The sequence below is a fragment of the Paraburkholderia elongata genome, assembly GCF_013177735.1.
Lineage (GTDB): Bacteria > Pseudomonadota > Gammaproteobacteria > Burkholderiales > Burkholderiaceae > Paraburkholderia > Paraburkholderia elongata.
In genome coordinates this window covers 13,254-37,323 of the sequence record NZ_WOEZ01000204.1, presented here as the reverse complement: position 1 = coordinate 37,323, position 24,070 = coordinate 13,254, and the positions used below count along the sequence as shown (strand labels likewise).

Sequence of the window (24,070 nt, the reverse complement as noted above, 5' to 3'; positions counted from 1 at the left end):
GCGCGAGCCGTGGACTTGCCTTGTGTTGCATACTTAAGCGAATCACATCGCCGAAAACATCGACATGATTGCGGACCTTGCACACTCGTGGTTGACCTGCAGCGCACCTGTGGCCGCGGCACGGGCCGCCGGCCGCCCGCTCGTGGCGCTGGAATCGACCATCATCGCTCACGGTATGCCCTATCCAGAGAACGTTCGCACTGCGCGCGAAGTGGAGGCCTTGATCCGTGACCTTGGAGCCGAGCCCGCGACTATCGCACTGATCGGCGGGCGAATCCGCATCGGCCTTTCGGACGACGAGCTGGAATTGCTCGGCCGCTCGGACCAGGTACACAAGGTCAGCCGCCGCGACTTGCCGGCAGTGCTGGCCGGCGGCGGGCTTGGCGCGACGACAGTGGCTGGCACGATGATATGTGCCGCCCTGGCCGGCATCGAAGTCTTCGTGACCGGAGGCATTGGCGGCGTGCACCGGGGCGCGCCGGAAACCTTTGACATTTCGGCTGACCTGCAGGAACTGGCGAAGACCTCGGTGGCGGTGGTCTGTGCCGGCGCGAAGTCCATCCTGGACATCGGGCTCACGTTGGAATACCTGGAAACGCACGGCGTGCCGGTGCTCAGTTGCGAGCAAGACAATTTCGCTGCGTTTTATACGCGCGACAGCGGTTTTCGCGCGGACTTCAGGCTGGACGACGCGGCGCAGCAGGCACGCTTCATCCGCACCAAGTGGGACTTGGGCCTCGTGGGCGGCGTGGTGTTAAGCACGCCGGTGCCGGAAGCGGCGGCGATGAGGTTCGAAGAGATCGACGCGCTGACTCAACAGGCGCTTGCCGAGGCCGCGGCTAAGGGAATCACCGGTAAGGCCGTGACACCCTTCCTGCTGGCTCGCATCAAGGCACTGACGAGTGGACGCAGCCTGACGACAAACATCGCGCTCGTGAAACACAATGCCGAGGTGGGGGCAAGGCTGGCGCTGGCGTTGGCACACGCCGGACGCGGGGCGGGCGCCGATATTGCGTGCACAAGACGCTTTCCTGGAGGCGATAGCCGACGAGCAGCCGATTCCAATCGCGACATGGAAGGCGGTTGAACGACCATTGCGGCCGGCAGCCGGTGCGCTGGCCGTGAGCGGACGATGGCTGCACCAGTGAGACAACCCGGTATTTGAATACCAATCAACGTTAACCCGAAGGCGGGAAACAACGGTGCTGGTGGCTGTGGCGACGGCCATAACAGCGGTTGTTGGCAACCCCGAACGGGCGATTGGCGTGAAACGAATGAAACGCTTCCGGAAGAAGCTTGAGCATCGCATCCGACAATTTCCTGGGACACTACGCGCCAGCGCACATACCGCGTGTTCATGTCAATACGATGATAGTCGTTACCGGCCATCGAGCGCTTCACCGCGTAGCCGGGCAACAACGATGCTTGCGATACGGCGTCGTGACAACGGCTGCGGCCAACAAAGAAATTATGTCGATTGCCGCACATAAGGGAGCAGAGACAAATGAACGTCATCGATACCTGGCTCATCGCGTCCATAAGTAACGTGCCCATTCACTCTCAAGGCTTCACCCATATAGTCGAAGCGATCGTGAGCGCGTACTTGTCCAAGGGCGTGGTGTTGGTTGCACTGCTGTGGTGGGTCTGGTTCAGACCCGAAGGTGCGGAAGGTCCTGACGGCGAGGCCGTCCGGCGACACAATCGCGAACTCGTCGTGATCGCCATCGCGAGCGGCCTTATCGCGCTGGCGGCCGGCCGCCTGCTTGCGCACAACCTGCCGTTTCGCCTGCGGCCGATGTATGAACCGGCGTTGCGTGCGTTCTATCCGGAGGCCAACGTGGAGGAGCCGGTGCTGCGAACGTGGAGTGCGTTTCCGAGCGATCACTCCATGCTCTGGTGCGCGATCGCTATGGGCATTTTCCTCGCCTCGCGGCCCGTGGGGATCTACGCGCTATTCCACGCCGTGGTGCTGATCGGCCTGCCCCGCATCTATCTCGGCTTGCACTACCCGACGGACGTGCTGGCCGGTTCGGCGCTCGGCATCGGCATCACATGCGTGATGAACGCCAGGGCGATACGCACGCGCATCGCCGCACCGATACTGGCGTTCGCGCAGCGCTATCCCGGGGTGTTTTATGGCGCCGCGTTCTTGCTTAGTTTCGAGTTGGCGACGCAGTTCGATGAGCTGCGCGTGTTGGCGCATGGCCTGATACATGGGATGTCCCACGCGTTGTAGCTGGTCGGCAAGGTGTGGAGGGGGCGGCGCTCATCGCCCCCTCTTTCTGGCGCCCAAGAGAATTTTGTGGATATTAGCCGGATACACCCAGTCGCGAGCCTGGCGCTCGATGAGATCCATAAATGCGGGGGGACCACTGCAGTAGATCTGAGTGTTCGCATGTGCTGGGCTCATCGCGTGAGAAGTTGCCTGCTCCAATCGGTCAGCATCCAGGCCAAAATGGTGATAGACCCTACCTTCGCTTTTAAGCGCGTCAAGTTCTTCCCGAAAGACCGCACGTTCAGGTGATCGAGCGAAGTTGTGCAGCTCGAATTTTTGACCTGCCAAGGCAAGCCGTTTCGCGATTCCCGCGATCGATGCAGCGCCAACACCTCCGGCAAAAAGTATCGATTGCGTGCGACCGTCTAAAATAACTGTAGGACTCCGAGGCGTCACGATAAACGCCTCGTCTCCTTGACTCAACGAGATGTCTGCTGTTTTTGTGTCCGTGTCGCCATCATCTTGTCTCACAGCGATTACATATGCACCCGGCCGAGACGTAAAACAGCACAGGGGATATATTCTCTCCTTGCAGATGACGTTGTCGAGAACAAGTGTGACGCAAGATCCATCGTCAAACGACGGAAGCTCCGATCTGGACCTGGTTTGAAGTTCAACGGCATGGTAACTCTCGGCAAGTTGCCATTTCCGTGTAACGACGACTGAGAGAAGGTTGTCGTGCATGTCTACTCCAATAGGACCTTCGTCTTCCTGAATCGGGAGTTCGTCGGTGCTTGGATTGCATGAGATGGCCAATCCAGGAAACTGTTGGAAGGGCGGCTGAATGTCAGATTCAGGTTAGGGCGGAAGAAATCCACCAGCAAGGCGTTCAACGCGAATACCACGTATATAACTACGCTGATAAAGGGTGGCCGTTGGCTGGGTGCCGCAAGTGGTCCCGCTGGTCGACCTGGCGAAAGCTCGTGGTTAGTAACGCTTCCGTTCATGCAAGACCGGAAGCTCGCGGCGAATGGGGATGCTCCCTAGATTGAATCATTCAAAGCTGCAGCGCCCAGAGGCAACTCCGGGGATTCCCGCTGCAGCTTGGCCTGCCGCCTTGCCCGGTCGTTAATCACCTGATGGCGCCGATGGTCGGTCATCTTCTTCCACCCTCGAATTTCATCGAGGGTACGAAAACATCCAACGCACAGTTTGGTCTTGCCATCGAAGGCGCACACATCGATGCACGGTGACTTGACTGCCATGGATCACGCCAGCGCTTGAGCAGGCTGGACCTCGACCGTGACATGCGAGAGTCCCTTGAAGCGCTCGAGCACTGCGTGATAGAAACGTGAATCCCGCTGTGACTCGCTGGTCGCGACAGATACGACCGCGCTCATGTGGCCAGGACCCACCCGCCATACATGCAGGTCGACCACCTTGTCGCCACGATCCTCGATAGCGTGGCGAACGTTCTCCGCCATGCGCCGGTCCGGATTCATGTCGAGCAGGATTGCACCGGTGTCACGCATCAACCCGTACGACCAGTTTGCAATCACCAGTGCGCCGACGACGCCCGCGAGCGGGTCCATCCAGAGCCAACCGAACGCGCGCGCAAGTACAAGGCCAATGATTGCCAGCACTGAGACCGCCGCATCAGCCATGACGTGGATGTAGGCCGACCGGATGTTGTGGTCCCGGGTCGCTGCATCATGAGCGTCGTGGCCGTGCTCGTGCTCTTCGAATTCCACCTCATGCTCGCCGTCCGGCATCCGCACGATGGCCTTGAAGGCGTGCGGCTCAGGAATGTCTTCCTTCGATTCCAGATAGCCGCCACGGTCCGCCAGCGCGAATACCTGTTGTGTCCCATCGGGTCGCACCGTCGTAACGGACACCGCAGACGCGTCAAGTCGTGAACCCTCCGTCGCCGGCGTAATCCGGAAAACGGGTGGCACCCCATCTTCGAAGATAGACACCGCAAACACGCCTGACGGGGCGAAAATCTTTTGCACTTCGTCTTCGTGAGCATGGTCGTCGTGACCATGACCGTGGCCGTGACTATGACCATGGCTGTGTCCGTGGTCGCCGCCGCTCAGCAGCCACACGCTCGCCAGATTGACCAGCAGGCCGACCACGGCAATGGGAATCGCTTCGCCGAAATGAATCGGCACCGGCGACAGAAAGCGCGAGACCGCCTCGTAGCCAATCAGCACCGCAATCATTGCGAGCACGATAGCACTCGTGAATCCCGCGAGGTCACCCAGTTTGCCAGTACCAAACACGAAGCGCGAATCAGAGGCGTGTTTGCGCGCATACGTATAGGCGAGAGCCGCAATCAGCATTGCCCCTGCGTGCGTCGACATATGCAAGCCGTCGGCGACAAGTGCAAGCGAGCCGAACATGCTGCCGCCGACGATTTCAACCAGCATCATCGCGCTGCACAGCGCAATCACGGCCCACGTCTTGCGCTCATTCTTTTCATGACCGGCGCCCAGAAAGATGTGGTCATGTCCTGCGCCGAACGCGGCGTCTTTGAAATCACTCATTTTTGACTCTACTTGAAATAGCTGTGAACGACTTCGATGAGCTGGTCGGTCGCACTGCCAGCCTGCTCTTCGTGAGTTTCCGCATCGACGAGATGGGTGCGGATATGGTCCTCCAGCACCACGGCCAGCAGGCCGTTCATCGCGCCGCGGCAGCTGGTTATCTGCTGCAGAACGTCGATGCACCCACGCTCATCCTCGAGCGCTCGCTCGATGGCTTCGACCTGCCCCTTGATGCGCCGGACGCGGTTGAGCAGTTTTTGTTTCTCGCGAATGGTGTGGCTCATTGATGACCTCCGATATACCGTGGGGGAGTATATGTCAGATAGGGTGGAGGGGTATATCAAATTCACCGAAACGGAAAGCATATTGAAAGATGCCGATTACGTTCGACTCTGCTGCTTCTTTCGGGGAGTAGCCTTCGCGGAGATAATTTTTTGCGCGAAAACAGCACGTGCGAACGAATCCACGATAAGTGGTTGGGTACGGGGTACGGTTGAGGCATGGCACAAACTGACGTTCAAGTCGTTGCGCTGTGTTTCCTTCGGGCAAGCGTCTTGCTCATGCGTACGGCATCCAGCCGACTACCCGTTCGGGTGGTGTGCGTCCGCTGTCGTCCTGTCATTCTGAATGCACTCGCCGGCACCTTGCTGGCGAAGCATCGCGCGCATAGGAGCGCGAGACACGAGCAGATCGCGTTCCAACTGGCAGGAGAAATCACATGGAAACGTCAACATCCAGCGGAAATCCATTGCAGGACCTTTCCGACAGCCTGGCGGGCATCGTCGAGCGCGTGGGACAGAGCGTCGTCGCGGTGCACGGTCGGCATCGCATTCCTTCAAGTGGCGTAATCTGGCGGCATGGCGTCGTCGTCACGGCGGCGCATACGCTCAGACACGAAGACGGGATCAACGTCACGCTGGCCGATAACCGGACCGTTGCCGCGGTTCTCGCGGGGCAGGACACGGGCACCGACCTCGCCGTGCTCAAACTGGACGGCGTGGACCTCGACCCGGTCGAGTCCGGCGATGCCGGCTCGCTCAAGGCAGGCCATCTGGTGCTCGCGGTTGCGCGGGCTGATGGGCTCGGCGCCAGTGCGGATTTCGGCGTGGTCGGCGCCGTCGGCGGTCCTTGGCGCACATGGCGGGGCGGACAGCTGGATGCGTTCGTGCGGCTCGACGGCGGCCTGCGTCCGGGTTTCTCGGGCGCGGCCCTCGCGGATATGCGCGGACAGGTCATGGGCATCTGCACATCGGCACTCGCACGTGGCGCCGGCATCCTGATTCCCGCGGCGACCGTGGCGCGCATCACCGACGAACTGCTGACCAAAGGACATGTCTCGCGCGGCTACCTCGGCGTTGGCACGCAGCCAGTGAATCTGTCGGAGGCATGGATGAAGAAAATGACCCTGTCGTCCGATCGCGGCTTGCTGATCGTTTCGCTCGCGGCGAACGGTCCTGCAGAAAAGGCAGGCGTGCTCATCGGCGACGTGCTGATCGAACTGGATGGCGAGCCGTGCCGGGACATCGACGACCTGCACGCCGCGCTCGGCGCCGAGCGCATCGGACAGCCGTTGAAAATCGCGCTGATTCGCGGTGGGGAGCGTCAAGAGTGTGCCGTCATCCTCGGCGAACGCCCACAACGGAATTCGTGCCGGTGAGGTTAAGGCAACCGGTCAAGCGTCGGGTGGACAGATGGCACCGATGAGCCCGGTCCGGGTCGCCGTTATCGCCGATGCGCCGCAGGTGCGCGCGCGCCTGCAAGCGCTTGTCGACGCGACTCCGGCACTCGGGTTCGTGGGCAGCGCAACCGATGGTGAAACGCTCGCCGACTGCTTTGCCGGTTCGTTGCCGGACGTGATCGTAATCGACCTGGACCCGGAGGCGAGCGACGCGCTCAGGTCCAGATTCGACGCAGATCAAGCGCTGCCGGTGCTCGTCCTGTTGACCGACGAGGCGGACAGCGACTGGATCCAAGAGGCGTTGCCAGGCAACGTCATGGCGATCCTGTCGCGAGACGCGACGCCAGGCGAAATCGTCGCCGCGATCGAAGCTGCGGCCGCGGGTCTTTGCGTGCTGCCGCCGGAGATCCTCGCGAGGCTGCTGACCGGGCGGAAGCCGCCTCGCCCGATGGCGTCCGCAGTGCACGTCGAAGCCTTGACCCCACGCGAGATCGAAGTGCTGGCGATGCTCGCCGAAGGGCTCGGCAACAAGGAGATCGCGCGCCAACTCACCATCTCCGACAACACCGTGAAATTCCACCTCTCTTCCATTTTCGGCAAGCTGGGCGCAACAAGCCGCACCGAAGCGGTGATGCTGGGCATGCGGCACGGATTCATCATGGTGTAGCGGCTCGACGCAACGTCGATGCGGCTCGTCGATGGCCGGCATGGGCTCTTCAGGCCCTCTGTAGAATGTCCATCGCCTTTTCGGCATCGTCCAACGAATCGACCGCGAGATAAGCAATGAACTGTGTGCCAAGTACAGCGGCGGAAACGCCGCGGAGGTTGATCCCCCCTTCTGCCAACATCTGGGTCAATTGCGCGATGATCCCCAGCTGGTCCAGACCCATTACACGGACGGAGTGAAGGCTCGGGGTGACGGTGAACCCCACTTGTGTCGCGGCATGGATCTCCCTCTCCCCTTGCAGCGGTGCGACAAACACGACCCCCTTGCCCGATGCTTCCGGCGTGCGACGTGCGATGACGAACTGCAAGTCTATGCCAGCATCCCGCAAAGCGCTTAATACTTGCGCAAGCCCACCCGGTTTGTCCTCGATGGTAGCGGCCCAAACATCGACGCGTTCTACGCTCAGTTCCATGACAGTCCCTCCCGCCTGATGCATCTCCCAATAAAAATCTACTTCATTAACGACACGCGAGCAAGGCCGGCAGCGTAAACGACACACGGGAATGCCCGGAATCCCCGAGCCGGCACTGCCGGGTTTCATGCTATGCAACGCCAGCACTGTGCGCCCAGGAAACTACCCGTTAACGCAAGAACGGCCACGCGTCTGAGAGCGTGGCCGACATGCCTGTTGATCCACATATAAAGGAATCCTTCATATTGAGCGGCATTGCCCTTGCGTGGGCACCGTGTTTCTGCAAGCGCATACATGGTCTGGTCGCACTCCTGCAAGCCCTATACCACGGTAATGGAGGGGCGGATGCCGCGTGATGAACCGGCATCCGTAACGAATTGTTCACACAAATGCGGCTGCCGCGACCTAGTGTGTTTCTGTAGACGTATCTCTCGGCGGGCGCCACCGATTGGTGGTTTTATGGTGGGGCCAGTCGTTTTCGCACATGGATCGACCGATCACAGTGCGAGAGTCATGGTGCCGGTGATGTACGGCCGGTTGTACCAAGGCGTTTTATTCTTTTCGCGAGGAACAAGAATGAAATCCATTTCCAGACGCCTATCCCGTTTTGTTTCCCAGAGTCTCGCAGGCAGCGGCGTCATCGCGCTCGCTTGCGCGATCGGCCCAGGCGCCCAGGCGCAAACGCTTGGTTCGCTCGTCCAGGTGGCCGCGGGCGATCCATTCATCGGATGCACTGCCGACCAGGTGCACGCGCAGGAGTCCGCATTCGGGAGCATCCTTTTTCCATCCACGTCGATCGAGCCATGGTTGGCGGCCGATCCGACCACGACCAACATCAGCACGGCTCGCCTGCTCGTCGGCCACCAGCAGGACCGCTGGGACGACGGTGGCTCGCGCGGACTCGTCGGCGTCGTCTCCACGGATGGGGGCGGCAGCTGGACCAATTCGATCCCGTCCGGCGTTACCGACTGCACGGGGGGCAAGTTCCGTCGCGCCTCCGATCCATGGGTAGACTTTGCGCAAGACGGAACGGCCTTCTTCATGTCGCTGGTGGTGGACCCCATGCAGCCGACGACTGCGTTTGGCGCACGCAATAGCGGGATGCTGGTCAGCCGCTCCGTCGACCACGGCACAACGTGGCAAGCTCCGGTTACGCTGATCCGTAACACTTCGCCGCACGTGCTCAATGACAAGAACTCGCTCACTGCCGATCCGACCGCGAACGGTAACGTCTATGCGGTGTGGGACCAGCTGAGCGTTTTCCCGTCAACCAAGGATGGCGCCCAGTTGCTCGCGGAAAACGATGGTGTCGAAATCGCGCGCAAATTGCTTAATTCGACTGCGGGCGCATCTTCGGTGTGTGAGCCCTTCACGAAGCCGCCGTGCAAGGGCGGTGCGCCGTTCTTCAAGTTCAACTTTACCGGCCCAAGCTTTTTCTCGCGATCCCTCGACAACGGCGTGACCTGGAGCACGGCCACCCCGATCTACCAGCCGGGCACGAACAAACAGACGATCGACAACATCGTGCGGGTCTTGCCCGATGGAACCCTGCTCGATTTCTTCACCGCGGTCAATGTCATGAAGCCGGGGAGTCTCAACATCGGCTATATCAAGTCCGCGAATAAGGGCGGGAGCTGGTTGGGGCCCGCATTCGCCAGCGACATTCAGGTGGTCGGAGTAGTCTCTCCGGACACCGGCCAGCCGTTACGCGACGCGGCCATTCTCTACAGTGTCGCTGTGAACCCGGTCACGGGGGCGATCTATCTCGCCTGGCAGGACGATCGCTTTGTGACGGCCATGTGCACTACGCCCACTGGAACAATCCCGATCGACGGGATCGCTTTCAGCGAGTCGGATGACTTCGGGAAAACCTGGTCAATGCCGGTGATGATCAACAAGACCCCGGCCAATGCCACGAACGCGTGCCGACAGCAGGCTTTCATCCCGGCGGTGGTCGCGTCGGGGGACGGCAAGACCGTCGTGGTGACCTACTACGACTTTCGTAACGACACGAACACACCCGCCGGCGGCGAGGGCACCGACTATTTCGCGGTCTTCTGCACTACCGGGTGCACGAGCCCTGGCAACTGGGGCAATGAGCAGCGACTGACCACAGCCTCGTTCAACATACTGAACGCTCCGGTGGCACGTGGCCATTTCCTCGGCGATTACATGGGCCTGGCTGCTAGCGGACTCAAGACCGTGTACCCGCTATTCGGCATAGCCACGGCTCCCAACGTTACGGCCGAATACACCCGCCAGATCTCGTTGCCGTAAGCACAACGGGCGGCGACTGGAGGTCGCCGCCCGATCCTCCGGGACGCGCCTTTCCTTTATTACAAAAGATCCGACCGCATTTGAATGCCAATCAGCCGATTCAATGACCGCGCGCCTTCAGTGCGGTACGTTCACCACCCCATGGCTCACCCCGATCGCATTGCTACCAGGGTTCGCCACAATGGCCGGGAGGTTCGCCACGCTTAACGCCGGTGCAGCGCCCGGGCTGCCGCCGCGCGGCAATGTGCGGATCACCTGCGACGGCGGGAGCGGCGTGCCGTTCTTCAAGTGGCTCCACATCAGATTGAGCGCCTGGATGTTGTAGTAATGGACCGGCATGAAGCGTGTATCGAATCCCGGCACGCCGAGGAACGCGTCGAAATGCTGTCCGTTCGTCACCTCGTAGATCGACAGATGGCTGCGCGAGCCTTCCCTCACGCTATTCGCCGCAAGATACGCACGTGAAGCATGATTGATCGGCACAAGTGCGTCGCTGCGGCCCTGAACGATGATCGCGGGCTTTCCATGAAGGTTCGCATTCACGCGGATTGCCTCGACGCTAGCCCTCATGCGCGGGTCTCTCCCTGTCCACAACGCGCGCACGCATGCCGCACCCGCGAAGCTTGCATCGGGTGTGGCGAGCCGATGATCGGCTCCCCCTTGTGGCGAGACGTTATAGACGAGATTGATGCCGTTGGTCGGCGGCACACCGTTGCCCAGTCCGAACAAAGTCAACATCGGCGAGACAGCAGGTGTAACACCAGCAGCGCCCGATGCCGGGTTCGTCGTGCCGAAACTGAAACCGCACAGGTTGTCGATTACGCTCGACTTCGTGTACGCGTTGGCGTACGTCACTGCGACGGCCGGCACGGCCTGCGAGTCCCACATCGGTGCGTGCAGGAGGTCGGAATCGGCTTCATAGCCAGCCTCGTGCAGTTGCGCAAGCGCGTCATTCGCCTGCGTTTGCGTGTCGCTACCGTGCACGTATCCGGCCGCGGCGAGCGACGTGCAGCGGGCCTGGCGGATCGCCGTCGTCGTCGCGACGGGCAGCGCCGTGAGATACGGCGCGCCGGTGGCCGCCTCCGCGAGGGCAGCGCACGGCTGGAGCAGGTTGGCAAGCGTCGTGTAATCCGCCAGCGGCTTGCCGGCCGCCGTGATGCGCTGGCCACCCTCGTTCACTCGCGCACTATCTGGCATGCGGACGTTGACCTGTGGTTCGCCAACCACCACCGCCGTAATCCACCCCTTCGTATCCTGCTCGGCGGCCGCGAGCGACGCACCGCCGCCGTTGCTCACGGACGCCGCGATCGTCGTGATATCGCCTGGGCCGTAGCGCACTCCGTGTTTCGATGAGCCGGCAGGCAATGCGAACTGCCGGTTCAAGGCCCAATATGCAAACTGCACAGCCTCGAGCGTGTCCTTGCCCCAGTCCTCTTCAGGGTTCTGCTGGGAATGCGCGTGCTTGAACGCATAGCGGTTCGGGAACTTCTGGTTGTGGGCCGACAGCGTGCTCCCAGGCACGTTGGCGGTGAAAAGACTGCTGTGTCCGGCCGTGGCGGCGTCCGCGAGGCGGCCGTCGATCAGTGTGACGAGACCGGTCATCAGCTCGTGTGCCCCGTTGCCGGTGCCCTTGTCCGTATAGGCGACCGCGCAACCGCGCTTGAGCCCCCACTCGCCCGCCGCCGAAATTGCGCCATAGACCCCGCGCGAGCCCGATGACGTGGCCGTGACGATGCACGGGTTCGCCGCATCAAAGGTCGCCGGTACCTGAACGAGGAGGCTGACGTTGCGCCGATCGCTGCCGTCGTCGGCATAGGCAAGGTATTCCGTGCCGGGGATTTTGCCTTCGCCAAGGGTGTCGTTGCCGGATAGGTCGACATTGGGCCCCCAGAAGCGACCGTACCCGCCGTTCGCCGTCATGTCGACGAGCGCGCGGTAATTTGCCCAGATTGCGAGCCGCCGCAATTCGGCTGCGGTCGGGCTCACCGCATTGGCGATAGCGGGCGCTGGGCCTGCGAGTCCGGTTTTGCCGAGACCGGCGGTTAGCAGGTCGTCGCTGACGCCGTCATAGATGGTGGTCCTGAGGCTGTCTGCCACGACAAACCACGGCAGGCCATTCGGGCCTGGGCGGCCGCCGTCGTGATCGTCGGCCCGTGCAACGGGGACGAGTACTGCGCTCACGATCGCGGCGCTGAGCAGCACTACTTTATTCCAGGTTGCGATTCGCATGTCTCTCATCGATGTCTCCTTGTGTGCTGTTGGATTTCGATGCGCCGCGCACTGCGAAAGTCCTTGTGCAGCCTTGAATCACGGCGTCACAAGACCTTAGGACATCAGGACCGCAGATACAATGAAGTTTTGCACGCCTGTAGGCGGCCGGCGTGGCTGTCACTCGTGCCGGATTACTTCATGTACTTCGCGAACGGTTTCGTCCACGGAGCGGAACGCGATGCTCGGAGTCGATCCCGAAAGAGACAGTCGCTCCGGCAGAAAGCGGACGTTGAGGGTGCAAATACGCCTTTCGCCTAGCCGGCGCTTCAAGGCCGTAGCCGCCGCTCTTACACTTCATTGGACGGATCGTACGGTAAAACCTGCTCGTGTTCGTCGGGCTGGTTGCGTGCGACGATTGCTCTCGCGGGTGTCGTCGCACTCAAGTTAAATGGCTGGTGCGGCACGCCGGGTGGAATAAACAGAAAGTCACCTGCTTCGGTTACGACCGACTGGCGCAGTCCGGGCCCGTATCGAGTCTCGACACGCCCCTCCAGCACGTAGATTCCTGTCTCATAGCCGCAGTGCACGTGAGGTTCGGCGTGTCCACCTGGCGGGACGACGACGAGGTACATTGACAAGCTTTTGGCGCCTGCGGAGATTGCAGAAATGCCCACGAAGTAGGGCAAGCGCTGGCTCGTTGAGATTTCCCGATCGGGGTGCACCGTGACCAAGGTCGCTTCCCCATCATTTGAATCGTCCTGCATGTGTGCTCCTCCGGAAATCCCGAGAAGGTGCTGCTTCTTGCGCTCGCTTCGATTCAACGCTTGACGAAGCATATCGAAGCCCGGATTCCCCGACGTGAAATTCTACGCCGAACGGTCTGCAGGACAGCGGATAGGAAGCTTGTGCTCAGCGCTTCGCGCGGCATGCTACTCAATGTCAGAGTAGGCATGAATCATTTGGCGAGCACTTGAAGGCGGTTAGCTTGGTTATCCGAAGCCCCTTTTTGTGCCATTACTCCTGCTCAGTGCAATGTCATACCCCCGTAGAGGCCGAGCGACCGCTTTCAGGATAGGTCGCGGTCGGCCGATGAGCGGAAAGCGAATTTCAATGGTGGCTGCGATGGCCAAGAATCGGGTGATCGGTGCGGCTAACGACATCCCATGGCAAGTGCCCGGAGAGCAGCAGCGCTTTCGTCAATTGACTGAGGGGCACCTGGTCGTGATGGGACGACGCACATACGAGTCGATAGGTAGACCGTTGCCAAATCGGGACGTGCTTGTAATTGGCAAGCATGCTGTCGCCGCCGAACGGGTGTCGACGTGCAGTACGCTCCATGACGCGATCGAAACCATCGCGAACGATTCGCGTGAAGAGATCTTTATCGCGGGCGGCGAACAGATTTACCGCCTGTTTTTGCCGTACGCGGATACGGTCTACCTCACAGAAATCGATGTGGAGCCGGCGGGCGACACGACGTTTCCGGATCTGCCCTCCGACTTCCATTGCACAGAAAAGGTCGACGTCAATGGTTCTACTCGTTATACATTTTTTACCTATCGCCGCATCGCCGGTCACGGCGACAAGCTGCGTTGAGAGGTAGTTGTCACACATTTTCAGAGCTGACGCGACAGTATCCGTAACTGACTACCTTGGCAGAGTCGCGCTCCTGGCGAGCAGAGCTATCCTTTCCCGCGTGCGGTTGACGCCGGCTCAGCCGTGCGAGAAGTACTGCCTCAGGCCGTACACGAGGCCGCCGAAGGGCATGCCGAGCGCGGCGTAGACGGCGTCGGCTTCCGGTGCGGCGTTGTCGGCCAGAATCTCGATAGCGACGTTCGAGTAACCGACGGGGATCACCCCGGCCTGCTGCATGCGCAAGACGCCCATCTCAACCTGAGTCCTGCTGAAGCCCCCGGAGGCATCGATCACTGCGTAGCTGTTGTAGCCGTCGGCAATTGCCGAGATCGCCGGGAAGGCGAGGCAAACGTCGGTCGAGATGCCGGTGACAATCAGCTTCTTGCGCCCGGTCGCCTTGACCGCATCGACGACACGGCGTTCGTCCCAACTGTTGACGGTGGTGCGCTCGATGCGCTCAACGCCGTGGAGCGCTTCCGCGAGTTCCGGGATCAACGGACCCCACATCTTTTCGGTCGTCGTGGTGACGATGACCGGCACCTTCAGCGCCAGCGCCGCCTTGGCCAGGCCGACGACGTTGTGCTTGAGCTCCAGTGTTTCGATGTCGCGCACGCCGGTGTAAAGGCCAACCTGATGGTCGACCAGCAGCAGGACGGCGTTGTCGCGAGTGAGGCGTTCGTAGAGATGGGGCGAGTTCATGGCAAAGGTCTCCTTGGTGGGCTACGACGTGGTTATTGCCGCGGTGGCGGCGGCACCGGCACCGAGCGCGGCCATCGCGACTGCGGCGTTGGACTGGTTCGGAAACGGGCGATGGTTCATCTATCGCTCCTATCAGCGGCGCATTGACGGATCGCGTATCGGCTTGGAACTAAATCTACAATTGGGACGATAGAAGATCAATCTGGCAAATGGGAACAATGTCCACGGAATGGAACGATCAGCCGGCGGAACTCAAGAACTCGCCGTCCGAAAGCGCCCTCTCGCTACCGTGTGCACATGCGGTGCAATCGATAGCGTTGCCAATCGCGAAGGATTGTCATAGCATTTTTTGCAGTCAGCGCCGCAGCGTGCACATAGCGCATACGAATCGAAGCGAGCACTTCGAGCCAGACTACCGGGTAAACACACATGACAGATGCATCGAAATTTCAGTTTACCGGTCCCTCGGTTCCGCAAGCTTACGAGGAGTTTCTCGTCCCACGCGTATTCGAGCCTTGGGCCAGACTATTGCTCGATGAGGCCAAGCTGGTACAGGCGCAGGTCGTCATCGATGTAGCGACGGGCCCTGGCACTGTCGCACGACTCGCCGCGCCAATGCTCGGTCCCAAGGGGCGAATCGTTGCCACGGATATAGCCCGCCCTATGCTGGACGTCGCTAGAGCGAAGCCCTCGTTGACCGGGGCGGCTCCGATTGAGTATGTCGAGTCGCCAGCTGCACCGCTCTCGGCCCCGACTGGCGCATTTGATGTAGTGCTTTGCCAGCAAGGGATGCAATTCTTCCCTGACCGACCCAGCGCACTGCGTGAAATGAGACGTGTCCTAAAACCTGGCGGACGGGCAGTCATTGCGGTGTGGGCAGCGATTGAGCGCAATCCGTTGTTTGTAGCGATCCACACTGCGCTGCGCGCGACGACGACGCCCGAATTGGCTGAGCTGATTACGGCACCGTTCAGTTGGAATAGCACCACCGAACTGAAAATGGCCGCCGAGGAGGCGGGCTTCCACGACGTTCGGATTCTGACTCGCAGCCTTCCGATGGTGTTCGAACAAGGGGTGGAACAGGCCGTGCGCTCCTTAAGTGCCACCCCTGTTTATCCCGGCGTGATCGCCCTTTCACAAGCCGTGCAAGATGCCTTCTTCCGCCGGTTGAGAAGCGAATTGACTCCCCTCATAGTGGACGGAAAGGTGATCGGCGAGATGGTGTCCAACATCATTGTGGCCCACGCCTGAAGTGCCTGAAGAAGACCCTCAGGCCTGGTGCAAGACCGGCCAATCGTCTTGCATGGCGGACTCAAGATTTGTGTCAGCCTTGCTTGCCAGTCATCTGCACCAACTGAATGTAGATTCGCATAACGTTCCTTTCCAACGATTGTGATTGATCGAAAGACTTCCCTTAGCGACCAGGTCCTCAGCTCACTGCTTTCTTTACGAGCGCGCCGATCTTCGCCTCTTCGTCGGCGGTCAGTTCCTTCAGCGCGAAGGCTGTCGGCCACATATTGCCTTCGTCGAGGTTCGCCTTGTCGCTGAAACCGAGCGTCGCATACCTCGTCTTGAACTTCTGCGCACTTTGGAAGAAGCAGACAACATTGCCGTCCTTCGCATACGCAGGCATTCCGTACCAGGTTTTCGGCGAGAGGGCTGGTGCATTGGCCTTGATGATGGCATGAAGCCGCTCGGCCATCGCACGATCTGGTTGAGGTAGTGCGGCGATCTTCGCTAGCACAGCGCTTTCCCCGTCTGCCTTGTCCGCGCGCCGGCCGGGGCGCGCTTCCTCCTTCAACTCCTCGAGGTGTTCCCTCATCGCGGCTCGTTCCTTGTCCGTGAATCCTTTGGACTTCTTACCGGTCGCGTTGGTGCTTGTGGAGGACTTCTGCGTGTCTTTCTTTGCAGGATCTTTCTTCGCAGGATTCATCGTGCTTTCGTCTCAAGGTTGGGATCTCACCGGCGAACTGCTGTGTGTACCTGGCCGCAAACCGCTCCGTCGCCCATTCGATGAAGACGCACCACCGTGAACTTAAATTGCAGCCGGAGCCGGCGAGGCCGAATGAGTCGGCGCGGCGACGGCTACAGATAAGTGCAACAATAAAAAGCCTTCAGCGCCCTTTGAAACTCATCCTGTGACACGGAGGCGAACATGTTGGCGATCGCGAGAAAACGGCTTGTGGCAACGGTGAACAAGATTCTCGAAGCACGGCTGGCGCCGTGGTTTGCGTCGGCCGTGGCGAGCGCTGCACTCACCATCGGCCCGGCGCAAGTGCAGGCGGAGCCGCCGTCGTTCGAGAGCTTCGCCGTCCCGACCGGCAGTGCGCCACATGACGTAGCACCGTCGCCGGACGGCGCCGTGTGGTACACCGCGCAGGCGCAGGGCGCGGTCGGACGGCTGGACCCGCGAAGCGGCAGGATCGACAAGATTGCGCTCGGCGCCGGATCGGCGCCGCACGGCGTGATCGTGGGTCCCGATCGCGCGGCGTGGGTGACTGACGGCGGCCAGAACGCGATTGTGCGCATCGATCCGAAGACACTCGCCGTCACGCGTTTTCCGCTGCCGAAGGACCGGCCAGACGCCAATCTGAACACCGCCGTGTTCGACAAACAAGGGCATCTCTGGTTTACCGGGCAAAACGGCATCTATGGCGAACTGGATCCGCAGCGCGCCCACATGCGCGTCTTCGATGCGCCGCGCGGACCCGGGCCCTACGGCATCTGCGTGACTCCGAGCGGTGGCTTGTATTTCGCGTCACTGGCTGGGAGTTATCTCGGTCGCATCGATCCCGCGAGTGGCGCGGCGCAGGTCATCGAGCCGCCAACGCCGAATCAGGGCGCGCGCCGCGTATGGTCCGATTCGACGGGGCGCGTCTGGGTCAGCGAGTGGAACGCAGGAAAAGTCGGCGTATTCGATCCCGTGACGCATCAATGGCGCGAATGGCGATTGCCCGGCAACGATCCGCACGCGTACGCAATTTTTGTAGATGACCAGGATATCGTCTGGCTCAGTGAATGGAGCGCCAACGCGCTAGTGCGCTTTGACCCGCGTGCCGAGCGGTTCGACGTGTTTCCGCTGCCGCGCCCGCACGCAAACGTACGTGAGATGATGGGCCGCCCGGGCGAAGTCTGGCTGTCCGAATCCGGCACCGATCATCTGCTGCTCTACCGGTCCCGCGCAGCCGATGCGAGCGGGAATTGACGACACACCGTGCTGACACTGAAATTCCGAAGTCCGCACCACCACGCGCGCCGGTGCAGCGCAAAAACGGCCTAGAGCAGTTGCAGAGTTTGCGGATCGCCTTCACCGCCAAAATACTTGCGCAGCGCTTCCACAAATACGTCGTTGTCGCTCGTGGCGCGCGCGAACAGGCTGATCGACGATCGAAACTTCAGGAAATCCGGATATCCGAAAATTTCCTCGATGGAGCGCTCTTCGACGAGGTTGACCAGCTGCGTCGATTCGCGCAGCCGTGGGCCGAGTAACGGGTGGCGCAGATAGGCTTCGGCCTCGGCCAACGACGAGATCGCGAACCGCCGCGCCATCGCGCTTGACCCAAGGCCCTGGATTTGCGGAAACACGAACCACATCCAGTGGCTTCGCTTACGTCCATCCTTCAATTCATCGCATACCTGTGCGTACACCGGGTCTTGGGCGTCGACAAAGCGCTGAAGGTCATATAGGTCGTCCATTTCGTACTCCCTTGATGCGGGCGTGGAAATCCACCCTTGAACGCCGATTCTCGCGCCTGTTTCACACCTCGTCCGCAGCCGGCCGCCCGCCGTCTGCCGAAGCCGTTGCCTGCGGCCCAATGCGGCATCGAGCGTTGCGTTTTTAACGATAGCGCATCGGCGGCCTGCGCGCTCCCGCAAGGATGAGCATCTCCTGATGTGGGGTAACAAGGTGGATAAAGCGACGGGATGTTACGGGAACATCAACAAATTTCGCATTCATCGAGTTGCCAACTGTGCAGAAGTCGCGCGCACCAGGTCACTTGGGCGCGCACTCATTTTGCTGCCATTGTCCAACTAGCAGGTGCCGCCTAGCTGACCGAAAAAATCCTTGGTCAGGACGGGTGGATTTCATTCGGGCACATTTTTTGCTGTTACCCCTGCTATAAAATTATCGGGGGTGTGGTGATCAGGCATCTGACAGACCGCAAGCAGTGGGTAGATATCCTCAAGGGAATCGGGATCATATGTGTTGTGATTGGGCACACGATTCCTGGTTACCCAAAAGCCTTCGTTTACCTTTTCCATATGCCGCTCTTTTTCTTTCTAAGCGGCCAACTGTTCAGGCCGGGCGCTCATGCCGGGGCATACTTCCAGAAGGGAATTCGGCGTCTACTCGTCCCGTATGCCTGTTTCCTTTTGCTGTTTTACATACCCACTCTCGTCGCCTATGTCAGTCCGATCACAGCCTATAACGCGCTAGGGCTGGCGGGCCGGTTTGTTTTTGGTGGACCGTTGCTGTTTGGAATCGAAGGGACTTTCTGGTTCGCGACCTGTCTGTTTGCAACCCAGCAAGCGTGCAACATCTTGATTTCCCGCCCTCAGTGGAAACTGCTGGCCTGTCTGGCTGCGCTAGCAATAGCCGCGTACGCGAACCAGTCATTTGCGCCGCACCGCCATGTGCCACTTGCACTCAATGTAACGTTGGCGGCAGCACCCCTCTTCTGCATCGGCTTTGCCCTGCGTCGCTTCGAACCTCGCAACGGCTGTCTCTACCTCTGTGCGGCGGTATCGTTGTGTTCGATGTGGGCGGCGACTCGTCTGCCGTTAAGCTGGGACATGAAGAATACGAACTACGGAATCCCAATTCTCTCGGTACTTGTTGCGCTAGCGTGGTTTCTGTTGCTGTCCCGCCTCGCAAAGACACTCAGCCGCATGCCCTATATCAGTCGGATACTGGGTTCGATCGGACGCGTGTCTTTGGGGATCATGTTCACACATCAGATAGTTCAGATTGCGCTGGAAGACCTTTTCGGCATCTCCAGTCCTTGGCCACGCTGCTTGATAGCCCTGATGTTGAGCTACGCTTTATCTCAGGCATTTGATCGCTTTGATATCACCCGGGTGCTGCTGTTGGGCGGTGACCGCCGCCGGGTTCCAGCAAACGCCCCACTTACGGATCGGCCGGTTACCGCCTGAAGCGGATCGGTGGCTCGCCACAGTGAGCATCCACCATTGCAAAAGAAAGCCGGTAAGCATGCTGAGGTAATAGCGTCGGATGTATCAGGAGAGAAAAATGAAAAAGTTCGGGGGAATTGACGGCCTTCGCGGCTGGCTCGCGTGGGCCGTCGTCGCAAGTCACGTCATATTGTTCACTGGAACCGCGGCAGTGGTGCCGCGCGCATACAGAATCACCCAGTTTCTCGCTGACAACGCGGTCTTACTTTTTGTCATCATCAGCGGGTTTGTGATTACCCATCTACTGATCTCCCGCCGGGAGCGATACGCTCTCTATATCAAGCGTCGCGCACTGCGTCTCTATCCGGTCTACATAGTGGCATTGGCGGTCGGGATTATCGGCACGTACCTGGCGTTCAACACATTCCTTGCTCAACCTTGGGGTCCGCTGTCGCCGCCCATCGCGCGGATGGCAAGTCAACGAGCAGAGCTGGTCGGCGGACATCTCATCGCGCATTTGATCGCTCACCTCACTCTATTGCACGGTGCGATTCCTAATAACGTTTTATTCGAATCGCAATACATGTTTTTGGCGCCAGCATGGAGCTTGTCACTCGAATGGCAGTTCTATCTGGTGGCCCCGTTCGTTATCGCTGCCGCACTCGACAGGCGATGGCGCTGGGCATTGGGCGCAATGGCCCTTGCTTTTTTCGAACTCTACATTCATGGGCGGCTCGGATCGTTCGTTCTACCGAGTTTCCTGCCCGGTGCAGTCTGGTATTTTGCGACGGGCATCGTCAGCCGGATCGCGATGCAGCCGAGGCGTCGTGGTTGGGTCGCGGCCGGCTGCATGCTGGTTGTGTTCGTCGCATGGCGCGGCGTAGGCGCGGCATTGCCGATGTTTATATGGGCAATCTTCGTTGCCTTGATGCTGGCATCAGGCGGTCCGGCGCGCCGGATATTTGCTGCGCTATTCGAATCGCGTATCGCCCGCTGGTTCGGTGACCACTCATACCCCACCTACCTCATTCATGTTCCGCTAGTGCAGATCGGAACGTGGGTGGCGGTGACTCAAATGCATTTATCACCTCTGCGTACGCTTGCCGGCGTGGCCCCTGTCACGGTTGTGCTCGTTGCTGGAGCAGCCATGCTGCTTCGTCGATACATTGAGGAGCCAGGTATGGCATTGGGCAAGCGCCTGTCGCAACCATCGTCTGCGCCCCCGGAGCATCCTGATGTAACTTTCAAAACCCAGCGGCCTGCTTCCTGACCCTTCTGCTGGTCTGCCCCGGAATGTTTGGGATAAGCGGCTCCGTTGGATATCCGCGGTCCGTAGCGGGTCGCGGATGAGCCTAAAGCCGACATTCAAACAAACAGGAACCGACCCAATCACAATGACCGCTTTGCCGATGATGCGACGCACACGCGCGGCGAGCGAATGACCGGTGGCGGCCGGTGGGCCTAAACCGCCTCGCGGTCGGCTTCGGCCTGTGGGTCGATCCCGCGGCGGCGAAGGCCGCCGCCGAAGCGCTTGCCTGATGACGGACGCCGACGTGAGCCTGCATGCGGACGGAGGCGGCAAACGGTCGGCGGCTGGCCGGCCGGTGCTCGGCTTCGACAAGGTGATGAAGGTGCACACGTACCTGTCCGAACTGTTCCGGCAGAACGGCTCGACGCTCGTGCGCGCGGGCTTCATCAACGGGCCGCCCGGCTTCGTCACGCTCGAAGCCGACGGCGAACTACAAACCACGGCCCTCGAGATCGAGGACGGCAAGGTCACAGCCATTTATGTCGTGCGCAATCCGGACAAGCTGCGGCATTTGCACTAGGCCAGTGTCCACGCCGCGCAGCCGAAAACGAACTGCCGTCTTGACGCAACACACATGGGTTGACATGCGTTCCAATTGCAAAGAAACTTGATGCCATGCTGACGCTAAACATCTTCTCTTTCGCGATTCAACGCCACATGGCAGTCCGTTCGGACATGCCATCGGAGGCCAATGCGCGTTAGATAAGTAGGAACGCAGCTCGAAGGCCTCGCCGGAAACACGGATGAGGCCTTTTTTGTTTGTGGCATCTCCGTGACCGGCATCACCAGCGGAGATGACCATGGACGAAAGAAGCCCAAAGTTGGCCCAATCAGGTTTACCTGCAACCGACGATTGCAGCAAAGACAGCTTGGCAAGTACTGCGCTCTACCCAACCCGGGGCCCTGTGTCGGCAATGCGTTGGGAAACCGCCGTCGAATGGCACGATGGTGGGTGCGATGCGCATTTTCACCACGCCCGGATGCTGTACCCATACGAGTACTGGAGTCTTCCGACGCAGGAAGGCCACTTCGGCCGGGCGATCATTTCGATGGTTTCAGACGATGACTCACCGGCAACGACAGGGCCACCCCTTCTCGGCATTCTTGCGGCTGTGGGCCGTTTCTGGCAGCTGGCGACCCGTAGCGCCCGGGCTACCGGGAGAGCCGTATCTGCGCTCTCCGGCAGGCGGTCGCAGGATTGACTAACGTGTTGAAGTTCCGCGCGACGGTGCTGCGCTGCCGCTCGGGACTTCATCCGCACCGTTCGTAACTTGATCGCACGCGCACGCTTCCCGCCGATACACCCATCTTACCCACTGAGTCGTCACGCCCTACCGCATCGCTACAGCGGAAACAACTATGCACAGCGCATAAAAGGTACTGAAGAAGCGATACATCGACAGCAGGTTGCGCAAGCCAACGCGGCTGGCGACCGTCGACTACGGCATCTATCATTTCAGAAGGCAACTGCACGGAATATCAGGAGTCGATTGCACGACCCATGTGTCGCTCGCGCGACACAGTCCGTTATTTGTCGCACACTGTCGCCCAAGTGCCTGCTGCGCGGTATGCTTGGCTCTGCACGACGGCATGGTGTCGTGTCCGAGTCGGCCAATTCACGCGTCAATCGCTTGGCGATGCGAAAAACCGCAGTAATCTTGTCGGAGACGGGCACATGAACACGACCATCTCAATCGAAGAGCCGCCCCGCATCATCGGGATCGTGACCAAGATCTACTCGCGTTTGTTGATCATTGGTTTTGCGCTCATTCCCGCCTACCTGATTGCTTATCTGGCTTTCTTTCAAGACCCGAGCCTGAAGTTCGAAAACCACGGGTTCCACGAAATCGCGATCGCCGCGGCGACGCTCGAGGGGCTGTTTGTCACTTATGTGAGCTGGCGTTGTTATCTGTCGTCGGGTGAGCCGCTATTGCGGTGGCTGACTTTAGGCTTTCTGGGCTTCGTGCTGGTCTATGCGCTGCACGGCGCGTTCACCGGCATGGCTCACCACAATATCTGGCTATTCCTGCTCTATGGACCGGCATCGCGTCTGGTGATGTCGGTGCTGCTATTCGTCGGGCTTCTCTCCTACCACCGCGCGCCGGACGCGGTCGAGCGGCGCCCGAAGCCGCGCCCGTGGCTGATGTGGGTCGCCGTGTTCGTCCTGATCGACGTGGTCGTCGGAATCATTGCGAACTCGCCCATCGCGGGCAACCTCGCAGTGCGACTTTCGATGGAGGGCGGCGCGCTCGTCTTCTCGACGCTGAACGTCATGGCGCTGATGCTGCGTCGCATTCGCTCGCCGCTGATGGTCATCTACGGCATCTCGATCACCTCCTTCGCGCTTGCGTCGCTCGCGTTCATTCTCGGTAAGCCTTGGAATCATATGTGGTGGCTGGCGCACGCGATCTTCGCCGCCGGCTTTTTCCTGCTGAGTTATGGCGTCGTTCAAGCGTTTCGCACAACACGATCTTTTTCGACGATCTACAGCCAGGAAGAACTGATGGCTCGCCTCGCCGAGGCGATGGCGCGCACGGAAAGCGCGCTGCAGGAACTCCAACGCACCAATCACCAGCTTGAGCATCTCGCCGCGACCGATCCGCTGACGGGTGCCTCGAACCGGCGCGAGTTCATCCAGCAAGTGACGGCGGAAATCGCACGGGCGAGGCGAGAAGGTGCGCCGTTCTCGCTGCTGGCACTGGATCTCGACAACTTCAAATTGATCAACGACAACTACGGCCATCAGGTGGGTGACGAGGTGTTGCAGCGATTCGTGCAGAAATGCATTGACGCCATTCGACCTTATGACGGCGTGGCGCGGGTTGGTGGCGAAGAGTTTATGGTGCTGCTGCCTAAAGCCGCGCTAGACGTGGCACGTTCGATCGCGGAGCGCGTCCGGGGCGCCGTGGCTACCGAGGAGTTCTATACCGGAACCGGGCGGACCGTCGCCGTTACCGTCAGTGTTGGCGTCTCCGAGTTCGGCCGCGACGGCGACACGATCGACACTCTCTTACGAGTTGCCGATGAGCGGCTTTACCAGGCCAAGCACGATGGCCGCAACCGCGTGGTGGCCGGATAGAAGCGTTCAACTATCCATAGCTGTTCGGTAGGCGGCTGCCTCGCGACAGGCACGTAAAAAGAGCACTGCCCTCGCCGATCCCACCCGGCGCAAGCTGCTGGACTTGCTGCACGCGCACGACGGCTTTACCCTAAAGGAGTAATTTATGC

22 protein-coding genes and 2 pseudogenes are annotated in these 24,070 nt (G+C 60.3%); 14 read left to right on the top strand and 10 right to left on the bottom strand.

Annotation, left to right across the window (positions count from 1 at the left end; genetic code table 11):
* Window positions 1-64 precede the first annotated feature (64 nt).
* Both GNZ13_RS36630 and GNZ13_RS36625 read left to right on the top strand, forming a co-directional pair.
* Window positions 65-1,087: a pseudouridine-5'-phosphate glycosidase gene (locus tag GNZ13_RS36630; RefSeq protein ID WP_328807353.1), complete on the top strand. Its 1,023-nt coding sequence runs from the start codon at window positions 65-67 to the stop codon at window positions 1,085-1,087.
* A gap of 417 nt (window positions 1,088-1,504) precedes the next feature.
* The gene (locus GNZ13_RS36625) at window positions 1,505-2,236 is read left to right on the top strand and encodes a phosphatase PAP2 family protein (protein WP_172173907.1); all 732 of its coding nucleotides are present in this window, start codon (window positions 1,505-1,507) and stop codon (window positions 2,234-2,236) included.
* A gap of 30 nt (window positions 2,237-2,266) precedes the next feature.
* On the opposite strand, the gene GNZ13_RS36620 is transcribed toward GNZ13_RS36625, so the two are convergent.
* The 4 genes from GNZ13_RS36620 to GNZ13_RS36605 form a co-directional block, all read right to left on the bottom strand.
* Window positions 2,267-2,959: a ferredoxin reductase domain-containing protein gene (locus GNZ13_RS36620; RefSeq protein ID WP_172173904.1), complete on the bottom strand. Its 693-nt coding sequence runs from the start codon at window positions 2,957-2,959 to the stop codon at window positions 2,267-2,269.
* Between the two features lie 299 nt (window positions 2,960-3,258).
* Window positions 3,259-3,480 (bottom strand): DUF1289 domain-containing protein, encoded by a 222-nt coding sequence (locus GNZ13_RS36615; protein ID WP_172173901.1) that lies wholly within the window; start codon window positions 3,478-3,480, stop codon window positions 3,259-3,261.
* 3 nt (window positions 3,481-3,483) lie between these two features.
* Window positions 3,484-4,761 carry a CDF family Co(II)/Ni(II) efflux transporter DmeF gene (gene dmeF / locus GNZ13_RS36610; RefSeq protein WP_172173898.1) on the bottom strand — a complete coding sequence of 426 codons (1,278 nt, stop codon included), beginning with the start codon at window positions 4,759-4,761 and terminating at the stop codon, window positions 3,484-3,486.
* Window positions 4,762-4,769: 8 nt separating this feature from the next.
* Window positions 4,770-5,045, bottom strand: a complete 276-nt coding sequence (locus tag GNZ13_RS36605) for a metal/formaldehyde-sensitive transcriptional repressor (RefSeq protein WP_172173895.1) — start codon at window positions 5,043-5,045, stop codon at window positions 4,770-4,772.
* Between the two features lie 434 nt (window positions 5,046-5,479).
* On the opposite strand from GNZ13_RS36605, the gene GNZ13_RS36600 reads away from it, so the two are divergent.
* The gene (locus tag GNZ13_RS36600) at window positions 5,480-6,418 is read left to right on the top strand and encodes a S1C family serine protease (RefSeq protein WP_172173892.1); all 939 of its coding nucleotides are present in this window, start codon (window positions 5,480-5,482) and stop codon (window positions 6,416-6,418) included.
* Between the two features lie 34 nt (window positions 6,419-6,452).
* Window positions 6,453-7,106: a response regulator transcription factor gene (locus GNZ13_RS36595; protein WP_236002357.1), complete on the top strand. Its 654-nt coding sequence runs from the start codon at window positions 6,453-6,455 to the stop codon at window positions 7,104-7,106.
* Window positions 7,107-7,155: 49 nt separating this feature from the next.
* Here the strand turns inward: GNZ13_RS36595 and GNZ13_RS36590 are convergent, their stop codons facing one another.
* Entirely contained in the window at window positions 7,156-7,578 is a 423-nt protein-coding gene (locus GNZ13_RS36590; protein WP_172173889.1) for an ACT domain-containing protein, read from the bottom strand.
* 576 nt (window positions 7,579-8,154) lie between these two features.
* Here GNZ13_RS36590 and GNZ13_RS36585 point away from each other — a divergent pair.
* A complete protein-coding gene (locus tag GNZ13_RS36585; protein WP_172173886.1) occupies window positions 8,155-9,855 on the top strand; it encodes a sialidase family protein in 1,701 nt (566 codons plus the stop codon).
* 117 nt (window positions 9,856-9,972) lie between these two features.
* On the opposite strand, the gene GNZ13_RS36580 is transcribed toward GNZ13_RS36585, so the two are convergent.
* Both GNZ13_RS36580 and GNZ13_RS36575 read right to left on the bottom strand, forming a co-directional pair.
* Window positions 9,973-12,093 carry a D-(-)-3-hydroxybutyrate oligomer hydrolase gene (locus GNZ13_RS36580; protein WP_172173883.1) on the bottom strand — a complete coding sequence of 707 codons (2,121 nt, stop codon included), beginning with the start codon at window positions 12,091-12,093 and terminating at the stop codon, window positions 9,973-9,975.
* 320 nt (window positions 12,094-12,413) lie between these two features.
* Window positions 12,414-12,830 carry a cupin domain-containing protein gene (locus GNZ13_RS36575; protein WP_172173880.1) on the bottom strand — a complete coding sequence of 139 codons (417 nt, stop codon included), beginning with the start codon at window positions 12,828-12,830 and terminating at the stop codon, window positions 12,414-12,416.
* Between the two features lie 268 nt (window positions 12,831-13,098).
* Here GNZ13_RS36575 and GNZ13_RS36570 point away from each other — a divergent pair, with 268 nt between their 5' ends.
* Window positions 13,099-13,662, top strand: coding sequence for a dihydrofolate reductase (locus GNZ13_RS36570; protein ID WP_328807352.1), 564 nt, complete (start codon window positions 13,099-13,101; stop codon window positions 13,660-13,662).
* Between the two features lie 117 nt (window positions 13,663-13,779).
* Here the strand turns inward: GNZ13_RS36570 and GNZ13_RS36565 are convergent, their stop codons facing one another.
* On the bottom strand, window positions 13,780-14,400 hold the full coding sequence (locus tag GNZ13_RS36565) for an isochorismatase family protein (protein ID WP_172173874.1): 621 nt from the start codon (window positions 14,398-14,400) through the stop codon (window positions 13,780-13,782).
* Here GNZ13_RS36565 and GNZ13_RS36560 point away from each other — a divergent pair.
* Together GNZ13_RS36560 and GNZ13_RS36555 are read left to right on the top strand one after the other, a co-directional pair.
* Window positions 14,399-14,593: a hypothetical protein gene (locus tag GNZ13_RS36560; protein WP_172173871.1), complete on the top strand. Its 195-nt coding sequence runs from the start codon at window positions 14,399-14,401 to the stop codon at window positions 14,591-14,593. The genes GNZ13_RS36565 and GNZ13_RS36560 overlap by 2 nt on opposite strands.
* 236 nt (window positions 14,594-14,829) lie before the next feature.
* Window positions 14,830-15,651, top strand: coding sequence for a class I SAM-dependent methyltransferase (locus tag GNZ13_RS36555; protein WP_172173868.1), 822 nt, complete (start codon window positions 14,830-14,832; stop codon window positions 15,649-15,651).
* A 178-nt stretch (window positions 15,652-15,829) separates the two neighbouring features.
* Here GNZ13_RS36555 and GNZ13_RS36550 read toward each other — a convergent pair whose 3' ends face one another.
* Window positions 15,830-16,333 carry an iron chaperone gene (locus tag GNZ13_RS36550; RefSeq protein ID WP_172173865.1) on the bottom strand — a complete coding sequence of 168 codons (504 nt, stop codon included), beginning with the start codon at window positions 16,331-16,333 and terminating at the stop codon, window positions 15,830-15,832.
* A 222-nt stretch (window positions 16,334-16,555) separates the two neighbouring features.
* Between GNZ13_RS36550 and GNZ13_RS36545 the strand changes: the two genes are divergently transcribed.
* Window positions 16,556-17,605, top strand: a complete 1,050-nt coding sequence (locus GNZ13_RS36545) for a Vgb family protein (RefSeq protein ID WP_172173862.1) — start codon at window positions 16,556-16,558, stop codon at window positions 17,603-17,605.
* A 71-nt stretch (window positions 17,606-17,676) separates the two neighbouring features.
* Here GNZ13_RS36545 and GNZ13_RS36540 read toward each other — a convergent pair whose 3' ends face one another.
* Entirely contained in the window at window positions 17,677-18,096 is a 420-nt protein-coding gene (locus GNZ13_RS36540; protein WP_172173859.1) for a DUF1810 domain-containing protein, read from the bottom strand.
* A gap of 444 nt (window positions 18,097-18,540) precedes the next feature.
* On the opposite strand from GNZ13_RS36540, the gene GNZ13_RS36535 reads away from it, so the two are divergent.
* The 5 genes and pseudogenes from GNZ13_RS36535 to GNZ13_RS36515 all read left to right on the top strand — a co-directional run bounded on the left by GNZ13_RS36535 (window position 18,541) and on the right by GNZ13_RS36515 (window position 23,921).
* Window positions 18,541-19,554 (top strand): acyltransferase family protein, encoded by a 1,014-nt coding sequence (locus GNZ13_RS36535; protein WP_172173856.1) that lies wholly within the window; start codon window positions 18,541-18,543, stop codon window positions 19,552-19,554.
* Between the two features lie 97 nt (window positions 19,555-19,651).
* On the top strand, window positions 19,652-20,803 hold the full coding sequence (locus tag GNZ13_RS36530) for an acyltransferase family protein (protein ID WP_172173853.1): 1,152 nt from the start codon (window positions 19,652-19,654) through the stop codon (window positions 20,801-20,803).
* 188 nt (window positions 20,804-20,991) lie between these two features.
* A pseudogene (locus tag GNZ13_RS36525) lies at window positions 20,992-21,057 on the top strand (carboxymuconolactone decarboxylase family protein); the annotation flags it as partial.
* Window positions 21,033-21,362 (top strand): annotated as a pseudogene (locus tag GNZ13_RS36520) (RNA polymerase sigma factor SigJ); the annotation flags it as partial. The pseudogenes GNZ13_RS36525 and GNZ13_RS36520, both read left to right, overlap by 25 nt.
* Before the next feature lie 1,155 nt (window positions 21,363-22,517).
* On the top strand, window positions 22,518-23,921 hold the full coding sequence (locus GNZ13_RS36515) for a GGDEF domain-containing protein (protein WP_172173850.1): 1,404 nt from the start codon (window positions 22,518-22,520) through the stop codon (window positions 23,919-23,921).
* Window positions 23,922-24,070: the final 149 nt, after the last annotated feature.

Bases quoted from the DNA above. Each gene is read 5' to 3' on its own strand.
- GNZ13_RS36630 (WP_328807353.1), top strand. From the start codon at position 65: ATGATTGCGGACCTTGCACACTCGTGGTTGACCTGCAGCGCACCTGTG.
- GNZ13_RS36625 (WP_172173907.1), top strand. From the start codon at position 1,505: ATGAACGTCATCGATACCTGGCTCATCGCGTCCATAAGTAACGTGCCC.
- GNZ13_RS36620 (WP_172173904.1), bottom strand. From the start codon at position 2,959: ATGCACGACAACCTTCTCTCAGTCGTCGTTACACGGAAATGGCAACTT.
- GNZ13_RS36615 (WP_172173901.1), bottom strand. From the start codon at position 3,480: ATGGCAGTCAAGTCACCGTGCATCGATGTGTGCGCCTTCGATGGCAAG.
- dmeF (WP_172173898.1), bottom strand. From the start codon at position 4,761: ATGAGTGATTTCAAAGACGCCGCGTTCGGCGCAGGACATGACCACATC.
- GNZ13_RS36605 (WP_172173895.1), bottom strand. From the start codon at position 5,045: ATGAGCCACACCATTCGCGAGAAACAAAAACTGCTCAACCGCGTCCGG.
- GNZ13_RS36600 (WP_172173892.1), top strand. From the start codon at position 5,480: ATGGAAACGTCAACATCCAGCGGAAATCCATTGCAGGACCTTTCCGAC.
- GNZ13_RS36595 (WP_236002357.1), top strand. From the start codon at position 6,453: ATGGCACCGATGAGCCCGGTCCGGGTCGCCGTTATCGCCGATGCGCCG.
- GNZ13_RS36590 (WP_172173889.1), bottom strand. From the start codon at position 7,578: ATGGAACTGAGCGTAGAACGCGTCGATGTTTGGGCCGCTACCATCGAG.
- GNZ13_RS36585 (WP_172173886.1), top strand. From the start codon at position 8,155: ATGAAATCCATTTCCAGACGCCTATCCCGTTTTGTTTCCCAGAGTCTC.
- GNZ13_RS36580 (WP_172173883.1), bottom strand. From the start codon at position 12,093: ATGAGAGACATGCGAATCGCAACCTGGAATAAAGTAGTGCTGCTCAGC.
- GNZ13_RS36575 (WP_172173880.1), bottom strand. From the start codon at position 12,830: ATGCAGGACGATTCAAATGATGGGGAAGCGACCTTGGTCACGGTGCAC.
- GNZ13_RS36570 (WP_328807352.1), top strand. From the start codon at position 13,099: ATGTCATACCCCCGTAGAGGCCGAGCGACCGCTTTCAGGATAGGTCGC.
- GNZ13_RS36560 (WP_172173871.1), top strand. From the start codon at position 14,399: ATGGCAAAGGTCTCCTTGGTGGGCTACGACGTGGTTATTGCCGCGGTG.
- GNZ13_RS36565 (WP_172173874.1), bottom strand. From the start codon at position 14,400: ATGAACTCGCCCCATCTCTACGAACGCCTCACTCGCGACAACGCCGTC.
- GNZ13_RS36555 (WP_172173868.1), top strand. From the start codon at position 14,830: ATGACAGATGCATCGAAATTTCAGTTTACCGGTCCCTCGGTTCCGCAA.
- GNZ13_RS36550 (WP_172173865.1), bottom strand. From the start codon at position 16,333: ATGAATCCTGCGAAGAAAGATCCTGCAAAGAAAGACACGCAGAAGTCC.
- GNZ13_RS36545 (WP_172173862.1), top strand. From the start codon at position 16,556: ATGTTGGCGATCGCGAGAAAACGGCTTGTGGCAACGGTGAACAAGATT.
- GNZ13_RS36540 (WP_172173859.1), bottom strand. From the start codon at position 18,096: ATGGACGACCTATATGACCTTCAGCGCTTTGTCGACGCCCAAGACCCG.
- GNZ13_RS36530 (WP_172173853.1), top strand. From the start codon at position 19,652: ATGAAAAAGTTCGGGGGAATTGACGGCCTTCGCGGCTGGCTCGCGTGG.
- GNZ13_RS36515 (WP_172173850.1), top strand. From the start codon at position 22,518: ATGAACACGACCATCTCAATCGAAGAGCCGCCCCGCATCATCGGGATC.